Source organism: Actinomyces sp. HMSC075C01, from assembly GCF_001812965.1.
In the GTDB taxonomy this organism is placed as follows: Bacteria; Actinomycetota; Actinomycetes; order Actinomycetales; family Actinomycetaceae; genus Actinomyces; species Actinomyces acetigenes.
In genome coordinates this window covers 29,719-42,510 of the sequence record NZ_KV810997.1, presented here as the reverse complement: position 1 = coordinate 42,510, position 12,792 = coordinate 29,719, and the positions used below count along the sequence as shown (strand labels likewise).

The 12,792-nt window shown below is 69.2% G+C and carries 11 protein-coding genes and 2 pseudogenes; 6 read left to right on the top strand and 7 right to left on the bottom strand.

Features of this window, described 5'->3' with window-relative positions; genetic code table 11:
• Nucleotides 1–116: 116 nt before the first annotated feature.
• Both HMPREF2883_RS07555 and HMPREF2883_RS07550 read right to left on the bottom strand, forming a co-directional pair.
• Nucleotides 117–506 (bottom strand): hypothetical protein, encoded by a 390-nt coding sequence (locus HMPREF2883_RS07555; RefSeq protein ID WP_256277387.1) that lies wholly within the window; start codon nt 504–506, stop codon nt 117–119.
• Between the two features lie 101 nt (nt 507–607).
• On the bottom strand, nt 608–1,039 hold the full coding sequence (locus tag HMPREF2883_RS07550; RefSeq protein WP_070660506.1) for a MarR family winged helix-turn-helix transcriptional regulator: 432 nt from the start codon (nt 1,037–1,039) through the stop codon (nt 608–610).
• Nucleotides 1,040–1,105: 66 nt separating this feature from the next.
• Between HMPREF2883_RS07550 and HMPREF2883_RS07545 the strand changes: the two genes are divergently transcribed.
• The 3 genes and pseudogenes from HMPREF2883_RS07545 to HMPREF2883_RS15515 all read left to right on the top strand — a co-directional run bounded on the left by HMPREF2883_RS07545 (nt 1,106) and on the right by HMPREF2883_RS15515 (nt 1,996).
• Nucleotides 1,106–1,477 (top strand): VOC family protein, encoded by a 372-nt coding sequence (locus HMPREF2883_RS07545; protein WP_070660505.1) that lies wholly within the window; start codon nt 1,106–1,108, stop codon nt 1,475–1,477.
• A gap of 64 nt (nt 1,478–1,541) precedes the next feature.
• Nucleotides 1,542–1,790 (top strand): annotated as a pseudogene (locus HMPREF2883_RS15855) (EVE domain-containing protein); the annotation flags it as partial.
• A 14-nt stretch (nt 1,791–1,804) separates the two neighbouring features.
• The gene (locus HMPREF2883_RS15515; RefSeq protein ID WP_256277386.1) at nt 1,805–1,996 is read left to right on the top strand and encodes an EVE domain-containing protein; all 192 of its coding nucleotides are present in this window, start codon (nt 1,805–1,807) and stop codon (nt 1,994–1,996) included.
• A gap of 49 nt (nt 1,997–2,045) precedes the next feature.
• On the opposite strand, the gene hemW is transcribed toward HMPREF2883_RS15515, so the two are convergent.
• The 5 genes from hemW to lepA form a co-directional block, all read right to left on the bottom strand.
• On the bottom strand, nt 2,046–3,293 hold the full coding sequence (gene hemW, locus HMPREF2883_RS07535) for a radical SAM family heme chaperone HemW (RefSeq protein WP_070660501.1): 1,248 nt from the start codon (nt 3,291–3,293) through the stop codon (nt 2,046–2,048).
• 35 nt (nt 3,294–3,328) lie between these two features.
• The gene (locus tag HMPREF2883_RS07530) at nt 3,329–4,606 is read right to left on the bottom strand and encodes an MFS transporter (protein WP_371080562.1); all 1,278 of its coding nucleotides are present in this window, start codon (nt 4,604–4,606) and stop codon (nt 3,329–3,331) included.
• Between the two features lie 35 nt (nt 4,607–4,641).
• Nucleotides 4,642–5,652 (bottom strand): tRNA (guanosine(46)-N7)-methyltransferase TrmB, encoded by a 1,011-nt coding sequence (gene trmB / locus HMPREF2883_RS07525; RefSeq protein ID WP_070660497.1) that lies wholly within the window; start codon nt 5,650–5,652, stop codon nt 4,642–4,644.
• 78 nt (nt 5,653–5,730) lie between these two features.
• On the bottom strand, nt 5,731–6,555 hold the full coding sequence (locus HMPREF2883_RS07520) for an MOSC domain-containing protein (RefSeq protein WP_070660665.1): 825 nt from the start codon (nt 6,553–6,555) through the stop codon (nt 5,731–5,733).
• A gap of 74 nt (nt 6,556–6,629) precedes the next feature.
• Nucleotides 6,630–8,549: a translation elongation factor 4 gene (gene lepA / locus HMPREF2883_RS07515; protein WP_070660493.1), complete on the bottom strand. Its 1,920-nt coding sequence runs from the start codon at nt 8,547–8,549 to the stop codon at nt 6,630–6,632.
• 311 nt (nt 8,550–8,860) lie between these two features.
• On the opposite strand from lepA, the gene HMPREF2883_RS15770 reads away from it, so the two are divergent.
• From HMPREF2883_RS15770 to HMPREF2883_RS07500, 3 genes and pseudogenes are all read left to right on the top strand, one after another.
• The gene (locus HMPREF2883_RS15770) at nt 8,861–10,480 is read left to right on the top strand and encodes a S8 family peptidase (protein ID WP_275531644.1); all 1,620 of its coding nucleotides are present in this window, start codon (nt 8,861–8,863) and stop codon (nt 10,478–10,480) included.
• Between the two features lie 274 nt (nt 10,481–10,754).
• Complete coding sequence (locus HMPREF2883_RS07505; protein WP_070660487.1) at nt 10,755–12,551, top strand: anthranilate synthase component 1; 1,797 nt, start codon at nt 10,755–10,757, stop codon at nt 12,549–12,551.
• Between the two features lie 6 nt (nt 12,552–12,557).
• A pseudogene (locus HMPREF2883_RS07500) lies at nt 12,558–12,792 on the top strand (aminodeoxychorismate/anthranilate synthase component II); the annotation flags it as partial.

The following is a 12,792-nucleotide window of genomic DNA, read 5'->3' as shown; positions in this document are numbered from 1 at the left end:
CCTGCCCCTTGGGGGACGCCACCGGACTGGGAACCGTCGTCTGGGTAACCTGGATACTGCGGAGTAGTCATCTCATCAGCCTGCCGTGAGTTCTTGACATAACGCTGGATATATTACTACATCAGCTGAGGCAGACCTTGAGCGGCTCGCGCCTGCTGGATCGCCGCAAGGATCTTCCTCCTGCTCCACGTCACGAACTCCAGGTCGCCTCCCCGTGCGGTTGAGATGACGACGGTGGCGTGGAGGATGAAGGTCTTGGGGCGTGCAGCAAGGATTTCTACCACGGGGATACGTAGCCGACTTCGCTCACTGTTGAGATTCATGGCGTGAGGCTCGAAGATGACCTCTGTGGTGGTGACCAGGAGATGGCCTCCACGTGCCACGCGACCCCGTGCACCAGTGAGGATGGCGGGCAGCGAGATGAACCGCTCGAAAGCAGAGACTGGCCGGTCGAGATGGTTCGCCGGCACCCTGAGCAGGACCTGCACCCCAGGTGTCATCGTCATAGCCGTCCCCTCTCGATTCTGCCCGGTTATTGACCTATCGTCAGGCTACTCCGCCTCACCAGCTCAGCGCGACGGAGAGAAGCACCCTGCAACTCACGGATTCACTCCTCAAGAGCAGCGATGCAGACCGAGAGCGCCTCTTGCACCGCGCGCAACTGGGACTCACTAAGCGGTGAAGTCATGACCCGCTCAACCTCCACCGTCACCCTCGACGCCTCCCTGAGGAGGTCCCACCCTTCAGGGGTGAGTCGCACAGGCAGCGCGCGGCCGGAAGATGCTTGGGCGGCACGCTGAGCCAGCCCGCGGTCAACCAGGCTCCGCAGAAGCGTACTCATGGTCTGACGGGTCACGAAGGCCTCCCTGGCAAGGTCGGAGGTCGAGACCCCCGGGGCACGACTGAGCAGCTCGAGACAGAGGTACTGGGGAGCACTCAGCCCCAGAGGTCGGAGGGCCTCGTCCATACGCGCTCGAAGCGCAGCCTGGACATGCTTGAGCTGATAGCCGAGGAGGTTCCGGGGGTCGCCTTGACTCATGACAGTATTCTGACATACTCTCGATATGTCAGAAACCTGACATGCATCGTCTGAGAGGAGATCTCCATGACCGTCACCGGCCCCGACTTCATCGCTCTGCAGGTGAGCGACCTCGAACGTTCCGCGGAGTTCTACGAGAATGCCCTGGGACTGCGCCGCGCCCCAGCCTCACCTCCTGGCGCCATCCTCTTCACCACAACGCCGATCCCCTTCGCGGTTCGCGAGCCCCTGCCCGGAGTTGATCTCTCTGAGGCACCCCGTCCCGGTCTCGGGGTGGCACTCTGGCTGCACTGCGACACGGTTCAGGAACTGCACGACTCGCTCGAGGCCTCAGGAACAGCAATCCTGGCCGATCCTGCTCCCAGCCCCTTCGGCCTGACGTTCACCTTCGCCGATCCGGACGGCTACGCCATTACCGTTCACGAGAAGGCGTCGTGACCAGAACCGATCACGCCGGAGAGTGGCCGGTTGAGCCCCAGCCGCCAGCCGGCCACTCACCGGCATGCAGGCTGAGCCCGACACGACGAGAACGAAGGACAGCACATTGAGACACTGGCTTGGCATTGCTTCCAAGGACCATGTGGCTCTGGGTGTGGCTGGCGGGTTCTGCCAGCTGTGCCATGGCAAGAAGGCACCGCTTCGACGTATGGAGAGAGGTGACTACATCCTCTACTACTCACCGAAGCAGGAGTTCAGGTCACGCCGTCCTTGTCAGGCGATCACTGCCTGCGGAGTGGTCATCGGGGACGAGGTCTACAGTACGAGATGTTTCCCGGTTTCGTTCCGTACCGACGTGACATCGAGTGGCAAACACCGGCACGAGAGGTCCCGCTTGATGTCCTGCGCACCTTGCCGGGCTGGACCGAGGTAGCGCCAAAGCTGCGCTTCGGCCACGTGGAGCTGTCGCCTGAGCTGTTCCGGGCGATTCAGGCCTACATGCTGCCGGACGGCGAGTAGCGCAGGATGCCGTCAATGACGTGCAGCCAGAAGTCGCCGCTTGACGGACTCACTGGGTCAGGGCGCGGGTGACGGTGTCGGCCATGAGACGGCCGCGCAGGGTCAGGACCGCCCGGCCCCTCAGGGCAGCACCGGCGTCGAGCAACCCATCGGCCACGAGGCCGGCCACAACAGGCACCAGGTGCGGCGGGGTGGCTCGGCCCGCATCAGGGCGCTCCGCTGAGGGGCAGTCCGGCCGATTCCCGAGGCTCGCCAGCTCGATGCCCTCACGCAGCCGGATACCCAGCATGATCCGCTCCAGCTCGCGGGAACCCACGTCGATGACCTCGTGTCCGGCGACGGGCAGGTGACCGGTGGCGATCTGCCCGGCCCAGGCGACCGGGTGCTTGGTGTTCCACAGGCGCACGTCGCCCAGGTGGGAGTGGGCTCCGGGCCCGGCGCCCCACCAGTCCCAGTCGAGCCAGTAGGCCTGGTTGTGGCGGCACTCGGCGCCGGGCCGCGCCCAGTTGGAGATCTCGTAGCACTCGTAGCCGGCCTGCCCCAGGGCGGCGTCGGCCATCTCGTACTTGGTGGCCTCGTCGTCGTCCTCGGGCATCGGGAGCTCTCCGCGGCGGACCTGCCCCCACATGCGAGTGCCCTCCTCAATGACCAGGGCGTAGGCGCTCACATGGTCCGGGCCGATGAGGGTCACCGCGTCCAGGGAGCGCTGCCAGTCCTCGGCGGACTCCCCCGGCGCCCCGTAGATGAGATCCAGGGAGGTGCTCAGGCCCGCCCTCCGCGCCCACTCCACCACGCGGGGCACCCGGGAGGGCTCGTGGGTGCGCTCCAGAACCTTCAGCACGTGGGGCACCGCCGACTGCATCCCGAAGGAGACCCGGGTGAAACCGCCTTCGGCCAGGGCTGCCAGGCCGGCCTCGTCCACGGAGTCCGGGTTGGCCTCCGTGGTCACCTCCGCGTCGGCCGCGAGCCCGAAGCACCCGCGTACCAGCTCCAGCATGCCCACCAGGTCGGCGGCGGGCAGCATGGTGGGGGTTCCTCCGCCCACGAAGACGGTCTGGGCGGCGCGCGCCGGCAGGCCCGCGTCGTCCATGGCGCGGCGGGCGGCGCGCAGCTCGCCGGCGAGAGTTCCCACAAAGTCCTCGGCCGAGGCGCCCTGCCCCATGGTCAGGTTCGTGTAGGTGTTGAAGTCGCAGTAACCGCAACGCACCCGGCAGTAGGGCACGTGCAGATACACCGAGAACGGGCGCTGCCCCCCGCCCGGAGCGGGCGCGGCCACCTGCACCGGCAGCTCCCCCATTCCCGGCAGGGGCTCACCCACCGGCTGGGCCGGGCTCACTGCTCGCCGCCTCGCTCGGCCCGCTCGTCGTCGCCCCGCAGGACGCCGGCGGGGATGGACGGCCCGGGCCTGCCGGAGTCGCCCGCGTGGGCCGCGACCTGGGCGCATACGGTCATGAGCACGAGCACCCCCACGACCATGGAGAAAGGGGCCACCCAGCCGCCGCTGCGCTCATGGACCCAGCCCATCACCACGGGGCCGACGGCGGCCAGGCAGTAGCCCGTCGTCTGGATGATCGCGGTGGTTTGGCGGTTCTCATCAACCGACTCCGAGCGGTGGATGACCAGGGTGAACAGGGCGGCGAAGAAGGCGCCCTGTGCAATGCCGGAGAGCATGCAGGGCACCAGCCAGTAGCCGGGGACCATCGTCAGGCAGACCGGCAGCATGAGCCAGCAGGCGCAGATGACGCCGAGGACCCTGCTGGCCGGCCACCGCAGTGCCTCGAACATGACCGGGACCAGCAGGGGCCCCACGATTCCCAGCAGGGAGAACACGGAGGCGGCCACTCCCGCAGCGGACTCGCTCATGGAGAGCTCGTCAACCAGGGCCGTGGGCAGCCAACCCGAGATCGCGTAGTAGGAGAAGGTCTGGGCCGCGAAGGCGGCCGCCATCACCCAGGTCAGGGGGCGTCTCCAGACAGCGGCGCCGGCCGACGACGTCGGACGGGCCAGGGAGCGCTCCGTCACCCAGGAGGTCATGCCCGACCGCTCTCGCAGGCTCCGCCGGGGCGCCTTGCTGCCGGGTGGGAAGACCCACAGCCACAGGGCCCCGGCCAGCAGCACCGGGATCGCGGTCCAGGCGGCGGCCGAGCCCTGCCAGCCGATGACAAGGGCCAGCGGCACGGCCAGGGCGGTGGCCGCGGTGACGATGACGTTGCAGGTCGAGGAGTATAGGCCCGTCATGAGTGAGGTGCGGTGCCAGAAGTCGCGGCCGATGACCATGGGCGCGACCAGGTTGCCCACCGTCAGCCCCGCCCCGATGATGACGGTTCCGGCGAAGGCCGCCCAGGTGGTGCCGGCCGAGCGCAGCAGTGCCCCGGCCAGAGCCATACCCAGGGTGAGCAGGCCCGCAGTGTTGATGCCGAGGCGACGCACCACGGTCGAGGCCAGCGGGGTAAGCAGCCCGAAGCACAGGATCGGCACGGAGGTCAGTGCGCCGCGCGCCACCTCCCCCATGCCCAGGTCCTGGCCCAGGCGCGTCAGCAGGGGCGGGATGACGCCGACCGGTGCCCGCAGGACCGCGCAGAACCCGAGGAAGCCGGGGACGATGACCATGAGCCAGGCGCGGCGGGGCAACCTGGGGACATCAGTCACAGCCGGTCCGCCGGATGCAGCAGGCCGTCACCGCGCCCCTCACGCAGCCGCCAGGGCTGGGACTCCAGGTGGTTCCAGGCCTGCCCCTCGGCCTCGAGACGGTCCAGCATGGAGGCGCCCCGCTCGGGGATCCAGGCCACCTCGGTGCGCACTGCGGTCAGGTCGCGGATTGTGCGCCCGGCATCCAGGCCCCGCTGCTCGAAGCGGGTCATGACCCGCCCCTCGTAACGGGGCGACCACCCGCCGCGCACCCCCGCCGGGGATCCCGGGTCCAGGCCGTTACCCAGGCTGTCCTCCTCTGCGGTCTCGGCCCCCAGGTCGGGGCGGGCGCCGGCGTCGTCGTGCCGGAAGTAGGGCAGGGTGGTGTCCGGACGCAGGCCGGTGGGCAGCGCCGCCACGTCCTCGATGACGTCGCGCATCTGCCAGGCGTAGTCCGCCCAGTCGGTGGCCAGGCGCCACACCCCGCCGGGACGCAGCACGCGGGCAACCGAGTCGGCGAAGGCCGTGGTCACCAGACGGCGCTTGCGGTGGCGGGGCTTGCGCCAGGGGTCGGGGAAGAAGACCCACACCTCGCTGGCGCAGGACACCGGCAAGGCCGTGGCCAGCAGCTGGGAGGCGTCGGCGGGGACAACGCGCACGTTGTGCAGGCCCTGACGGTGGATCGAGGTCACCAGGCGGGCGATCGCGGTCTCCCAGACCTCCACCGCCAGGTAGTCCACCCCCGGGTGGGTGGCGGCATGGGCCAGGAGCGCCTCACCGCTGCCCGAGCCGACCTCGACGATCAGCGGCCGCACCTGCCCCACGTGCCCGAAGACCTTCTCCGGATCCAGGCGGAAGCTCGGGGACACGGTGCGCACGGCGTCGGCCCGCGGCACATCGACCACGTAGCGGGGACCGAGCTTGGCCAGGGCCTCGGCCTGGGCGGGGCGCAGCCTGCCGCCGGCGCGCGAGAAGGAGCGCACCCTGGAGTGGATGGCGTGGGAGCGGGGAGGGTGGTGCTGAGCCATACGAAGCCTTGCGTCCTTTACTTCTGTGAGGTATCGAAACCGTCTGCCTGGCGCCTTCGGGCGCTGGGCGGCGCGCCGTCAACCGACCCGCTCGTGGGCGGCGGCGCGCACGTACTTCTTGGTGAAGGGCGCGATGACGCAGTTGCCGAAGATCTCGGAGTTGAGCAGCGCCTGGGCGTCGCGCGGGTCGTGGTGGGCGAACCAGCGCCGGCAGGTGACCCGGTGGCCCGGGGAGGAGACCACGCGCACCTCGTCACCGGCCTGCACCGTCCCCTCGGTGAGCACCGACAGGTAGACGCCCACCCGGTTGCGCGCCGAGAAGACCTCCACCCAGTCCGCGCGCCCCACACCTCGGGCGAAGGTGGCGCACGGGTTGCGCACACCGGTCACCCTGACCCGCAGTCCTGCGTTGCTCGGGTCACCGATGGACAGGATCGCGCCGATCTCCACGTCGTCAATGTCCCCCTCGATGAGGAGGTTCTCCCCCAGCCGCCCCGGCTCGATACCGCCCAGGACCTCGGACCAGTGGCGTTGCTCGGCGGCGCTCATGGCGTAGAGGGCCTTGTCACTGCCCCCGTGGTGGGCACGGTCCCCGTGCTTGTCGGTGACGATCCCGGTGCGGCTCACCTCAACCGGACCGTTGACGGCGCCCTTGTGGATCGCCGAGACGCCTGCCGCTCCGGCGTCGGGCCGCAGCCCCTTGACGGTGCACACCGCGCTGACGGTTCCCACCAGGTCGCCGTCGTGGAACGGTGATGGCTCATCGTTGTGGCGCCCGTCCGCGCCGGCGTGGGGCTCGCCCAGGACCCGGGCCAGCTCCCGGGTCAGGACCAGGCCGGAGCCGTCGTCGGTCAGGGCAGTGTCAACCGTGTCAACCGTGGTCTGCCTACTCGTGTCACTCATGTTCACAGCCGTCCTTCCGTCGTCCGCAGGCGCCGTCCTGGTCCTGCTCGGTCCTGTTCGTGCCCGCGGCTGCGCTACTTGCCCGGCTTGGCGCCGGTGGGCGTGTCCGCGCCGAGGGCCGCGATGAAGGCCTCCTGGGGCACCTCGACCCGGCCGATGGCCTTCATGCGCTTCTTGCCCTCCTTCTGCTTCTCCAGCAGCTTGCGCTTACGGGTGATGTCACCGCCGTAGCACTTGGCGAGCATGTCCTTGCGCAGGGCCCGGATGGTCTCGCGGGCGATGACGCGGGTGCCGATGGCCGCCTGCACGGGAACCTCGAACTGCTGGCGTGGGATGAGGTCCTTGAGACGCTTGGTCATCATGACACCGTAGGAGTAGGCGGAGTCGCGGTGGACGATGGCGCTGAAGGCGTCCACCTTGTCCCCGTTGAGCAGGATGTCGACCTTGACCAGGTTGGCGTCCTGGGAGCCGTCCGCCTCGTAGTCCAGGGAGGCGTAGCCGCGGGTGCGCGACTTCAGGGCGTCGAAGAAGTCGAAGACGATCTCCGCCAGCGGCAGCACGTAGTGCATCTCCACGCGGGACTCGGAGAGGTAGTCCATGCCCTGCATGGTGCCGCGACGCGACTGGCACAGCTCCATGACCGTGCCCACGAACTCGCTGGGGGTCAGGATCGTGGCCCGCACCACCGGCTCAGAGACGGCAGCGACCTTGCCCTCGGGGAACTCGCTGGGGTTGGTGACCGTGTGCGTGGTGCGGTCCTCCATGGTCACCTCGTAGACCACGGAGGGGGCGGTGGAGATGATGTCCAGGTTGAACTCGCGCTCCAGGCGCTCGCGGATGATCTCCAGGTGCAGCAGGCCCAGGTAGCCGCAGCGGAAGCCGAAGCCCAGGGCCACGGAGGTCTCCGGCTCGTAGGTCAGGGCGGCGTCGTTGAGCTTGAGCTTGTCCAGGGCGTCGCGCAGGGCCGGGAAGTCCGAGCCGTCCACCGGGAACAGGCCGGAGAAGACCATGGGCTTGGGGTCCTGATAGCCCGACAGCGGCTCGTCGGCCGGGGCCGCCGCGGAGGTGACCGTGTCACCGACCTTGGACTGGCGCACGTCCTTGACCCCGGTGATGAGGTAGCCGACCTCGCCAGCCCCCAAACCGGCCGACGGCGTGGGCTCGGGGCTGATGACGCCGATCTCCAGCAGGTCGTGGACGGCCTTGGTGGAGAGCATCTCGATGCGCTCGCGGGGCTTGAGGGCGCCGTCGACGACGCGCACGTAGGTGACCACGCCGCGGTAGGTGTCGTAGACGGAGTCGAAGATCATGGCGCGGGCCGGGGCCTCGGGGTCGCCGTGCGGGGGCGGGACGGTCTCGACGATCCGGTCGAGCAGCTCGGGCACGCCCTGGCCGGTCTTGCCCGAGACCTTGAGGACATCGTCGACGTCGCAGCCGATGAGGGAGGCGATCTCCTCGGCGTGCTTCTCCGGCTCGGCGGCGGGCAGGTCGATCTTGTTGAGGACCGGGATGATGGTCAGGTCCCCCTCGATGGCCATGTAGAGGTTGGCCAGGGTCTGGGCCTGGATGCCCTGGGCGGCGTCGACCAGGAGGACCGCGCCCTCGCAGGCGGCCAGGGAGCGGTTGACCTCGTAGGAGAAGTCGACGTGCCCGGGGGTGTCGATCATGTTGAGGGCGTAGGCGCGCGTGACGCCGTCGTCGCCCTCGATGGTCCAGGGCATGCGCACGGCCTGGGACTTGATGGTGATGCCGCGCTCACGCTCGATGTCCATGCGGTCCAGGTACTGGGCGCGCATGTCGCGGGGCTGGACGACGCCGGTGGCCTGGAGCATGCGGTCGGCCAGGGTGGACTTGCCGTGGTCGATGTGCGCGATGATGCAGAAGTTGCGCAGCCGGGCCTGCTCGGTGGCGGCGGGCTGGACGCTGGTCATCTGCTCTGGTGTGGGGATCGGTGACACGGAGATCGGTTCCTGGCTCTTCCTCATATCCGGCATGGGTCTGAACCAAGTCTCCCACGGCGGCGGCCCACCACCCCAGCCCGCCGGGCCGCCCCGCAGTGTGAGGTGCGGCCGCACGCCGCTGCGCCGTTACATGACGGCTCGCCGCAGTCGGGTCATGCGCGCAGGCCGGGACGGCGGGCGCCGCGAGCGCGTCTGACCTGGGCAGCTCCGGCCCCACAGCCCGCTGGGGAGGCCTCCCCACACTCACGGGTGAGCCTGTTCCGCCGTCTCATGCCAGAATCGTCGCATTCCGGATGTCTGAGCACTCCCTGTCCCGAGACGTCCCTACCGAAAGCCTCCCCACCATGACCATGACCCTCAGCAGAAAACGTGTCCTGCTCATCAGCGTCGCCTCCGTCGCGGTGATCTGTCTCATCGCCGTCGGCCTGGTTCGCGCCGGAGTCCTCGGCGGTCACAAAGCCACCGCCGCGGCATCAACCTCAGCCCACGGCAACGCGGCGAAGGTCACCGAGCCCAGTGACCGCTTCATCATCTCTTACGCCGAGAACTCGGCGGCGGGCAAGGTCATCGCCTCCGCGAAGGCCTACGGCGAGAACGTCCTCAACTCCCTGCCCGCCAAGGACAAGGAGGCGCTGACCGCCGCCGCGGGAAAGTTCTCGGTCAAGCTGGAGAGCGTGACCGCTCACGCCATGAGCACAGCGGCCGTGAAGCTGAGTGGCAAGCTCACCGTGGATCAGGTCAAGGAGTTCATCTCTACGCTCGAGGCCGCCGACGGCATTGAGGCCGTCGAGCCCGATATTCACGTCACCGCCCTGGGCGACACCTCCGCCCAGGACAGCAATGTCCCCAACGACCCCTACTTCTCCGAGCAGTGGGACATGACCTCGGGCTCCTACGGAATCAACGCCACCAACGCCTGGTCGCAGTCCACCGGCAAGGGCGTCACGGTCGCCGTCATCGACTCCGGCATCCTGACCGACCACCCAGACCTCAAGGGCCAGCTCCTGCCGGGCTACGACTTCATCTCCGACGCCGAGAGCGCCCGTGACAACGACGGCTACGACGCCGATCCCTCCGACGAGGGAGACTGGTCCGAACCGGGTGAGTGCTCCGCCCATGACGCAGGCAGCAAGCACCGGGACAAGGGCCAGCAGTCGACCTGGCACGGTTCCCATGTAGCCGGCACCATCGCCGCGCGCACGAACAACGGCGATGGTGTCGCAGGTGTCGCCCCGGACGCCAAGATCGTGCCCATCCGCTTCCTGGGCCGCTGCGGCTCCGACGGCGCCAACCTCGTCGACGCCATCACCTGGGCCTCCGGTGGCAAGGTCAACGGCGTACCGGTCAACAAGAACCGTGCCCAGGTCATCAATATGAGCCTGGGCGGCCCTGGCGCGTGCACACGCTTCCTGCAGAAGACAATCGATTCCGCTGTCGCACGCGGCTCCATCATCGTCGCCGCCGCCGGCAACAGTGATGAGGACGCCGGTAACGTCAATCCTGCCAGCTGCGAGAACGTCATCACCGTCGGTGCCACCACGAGCACCGGGACCCGCTCGTCCTTCTCGAACTACGGTGACACCGTCGAGATCTCCGCCCCCGGAGGAGAGGCCAGCAAGACCAGCCCCAAGATCCTGTCCACGACCGACGAGTCGTCGACAGCCCCACAGGCCCCCGCTTACTCCTTCATGATAGGCACCAGTCAGGCGGCTCCCCACGTCTCCGGGACCATCGCGCTGATGCTGGCCGCCAACCCCGATCTGAAGACCGCGGAGGTCGTCAGCATCCTGCAGAACACGGCCACCCCCATGGCCAAGTGCGACCGAAAGTCCTGCGGCGCCGGCATTGTCAACGCAGCCTCCGCCGTCGCCGAGGCGAGCAGCAAGACTGCCAGACCCAGCAACAAGCCCAGCGCCAAGCCCAGTGCCACCACCAGTGGAAGAACCCTCCGCCTGGGCAACTGACGCAGACGAGCACCTGAGCCGAACCGACGCCTGTGCACGCCACACGACCGGGGCGGGCAGGCGTCTCATCCCCGGCCGACGATTTGGTCACGTCACGACCTCGTTCTACCCTCGGTGCCATGACAGCGTTCCGTGACCGCCAGTGGTGGTGGCTCCCCTCGAGGCGAGCCGCCATCATCCTGACGCGTTAGGACCTTCCGGCTCGCTCACCGCGGGCCCGCCCGACGCATGAGTGAGAGGCCCGCCTGAACCCCGATCTCAGGAAAGAGGCCCCATGTCACCCACCGTGCCAGACTCTGTGCCAGACACTACCCCCGAGGCCGCACCGTCAGCCGCCTCGCCCACTGTGCTGACGCGCTCGGTGCGCTACCACGCCGACGGCGGCGCCCTGCTGGAGCAGCTGACTCGCTCCGGTCTGCTGCGCACCACCGCGGGCTCGGCCGACGAGGGCTCCGTGCGGCCGGTGGACTGCGTCCTGCTGGAGAGCGCCGACATCACCACCAAGGCCTCGCGTACCACGGTCGCCGTCCTGGAGGCCTCGACCAGGCTGACCTGCTGGGGCGGGACCGTGATGGCTGAGGCGCTGGACGCCGTTGACGCAGGAGCCCCCGGGGCCGATGGTCTGGCGGCTCTGGCGCGTCTTGAGGAGGGGCTGGCCGAGTACGTCACCGACCGCTCCCCCGGCCGGTTGACTCTGACCCTGCCCACGATCTGCGACGACGACCCGACCATCGAGGAGCGTGAGCGGCTCACCGCCCTGTCCACGATCGAGCCGCTGCGCCTCCTGGCCCGGGCCGAGGTCGACCCCCCCCACCTGCCGCTGGAGGCGGGGGCCTTCGCCTTCGACTACCTGTCCACCTTCGAGTCCCTGCCCGAGGTGGCCCAGGGCGCCAACACCTGCCCCGACTACCTCTTCTACGACGCGCGCATCATCCTGGTCGTCGACCACCCCACGCGGGAGGCAACCCTGGTGGGGGCCTCGGTCGACGTCGCCGACCTGGAGCGGCGCGTGGAGGCGTTGGCCGCCGCCATCGACGGGCTTGAGGACCCAGCCGACACTGCCGACGCAGCGCACGCAGCTGCCGACACAGCCGTTGAGGCACCGGCACCGGCACCGGCCGGTGGCGTCGTCTCCCCCGGCTCCCGTGTCCTGCACGCGGTGCCCACCACCTCCGACGCCGACTTCGAGGCGGTCGTGGAGGAGATGCGCGGCTATATCGCCGACGGCGACGTCTACCAGGTGGTGCCCTCGCGCGGCTTCACCATTGACTGCCCTGATGCGCTGGCCGCCTACCATGTGCTGCGCCACGCCAACCCCAGCCCGTACATGTTCTACCTGGCCTCCTCGGACTTCGAGCTCTTCGGTGCCTCCCCGGAGTCGGCGCTGCTGTACTCGGTGCGCAGCGGCCGGGTCGCCATCCGCCCCATCGCCGGGACCCGGCCGCGCGGGCTGCACACCGACGGCTCGGTGGACCACGAGCGCGACACCCGCCTGGAGCTGGAGCTGCGCACCGACGCCAAGGAGGTCGCCGAGCACGTCATGCTCGTGGACCTGGCCCGCAACGACGTCGCCCGGGTCAGCCGTCCGGGTACCCGCAGTGTCCAGGACCTCCTGCGCGTGGACCGCTACAGCCGGGTGATGCACCTGGTATCCGAGGTCTCCGGCGAGCTGGCCGAGGACCTGGACGCCTTGGACGCCTTCCGCGCCTCCATGACGATGGGCACCCTCACCGGGGCCCCCAAGCTGCGGGCCGCCGAGCTCATCCGCCAGGCCGAGGGCGTGCGTCGCGGCTCCTACGGGGGCTCAGTGGGGTACATCCGCGGTGACGGCGAGCTGGACACCTGCATCGTCATCCGCTCCGGTTTCGTCTCCGCCGGTACCGCCCTGGTCCAGGCCGGGGCCGGTGTCGTGGCGGCCTCCTCCCCGGCCGCCGAGGCCGCCGAGACCGTTCACAAGGCCCGCGCCGTCCTGGAGGCGGTCGCCGCCGCGCAGGGCGCCACCCTCGTCATTGACCGCACCGGCAATCAGACCGGTAGTCAGACCGGCAGCCGGACCGACAAGGAGGCCTGAGCCATGATGCCCCTCACCAGCAGCCAGAGCACCGCGCAGGACGCCCGTAGTGTTGCCGAGGCATCGGCACCGGCTCGGGTGGTTCTGCTCGACAACCGCGACTCCTTCGTCTACAACCTCGTCGACCAGTTCGCGACCCTCGGCTCCCAGATCGAGGTCTACCGCAACAACGTGCCGGCCTCCCGGGTGCTCTCCGCCCTGGAACCCACCGCGGCCGAGCGGCAGGTAGGGCGGCGCCCGG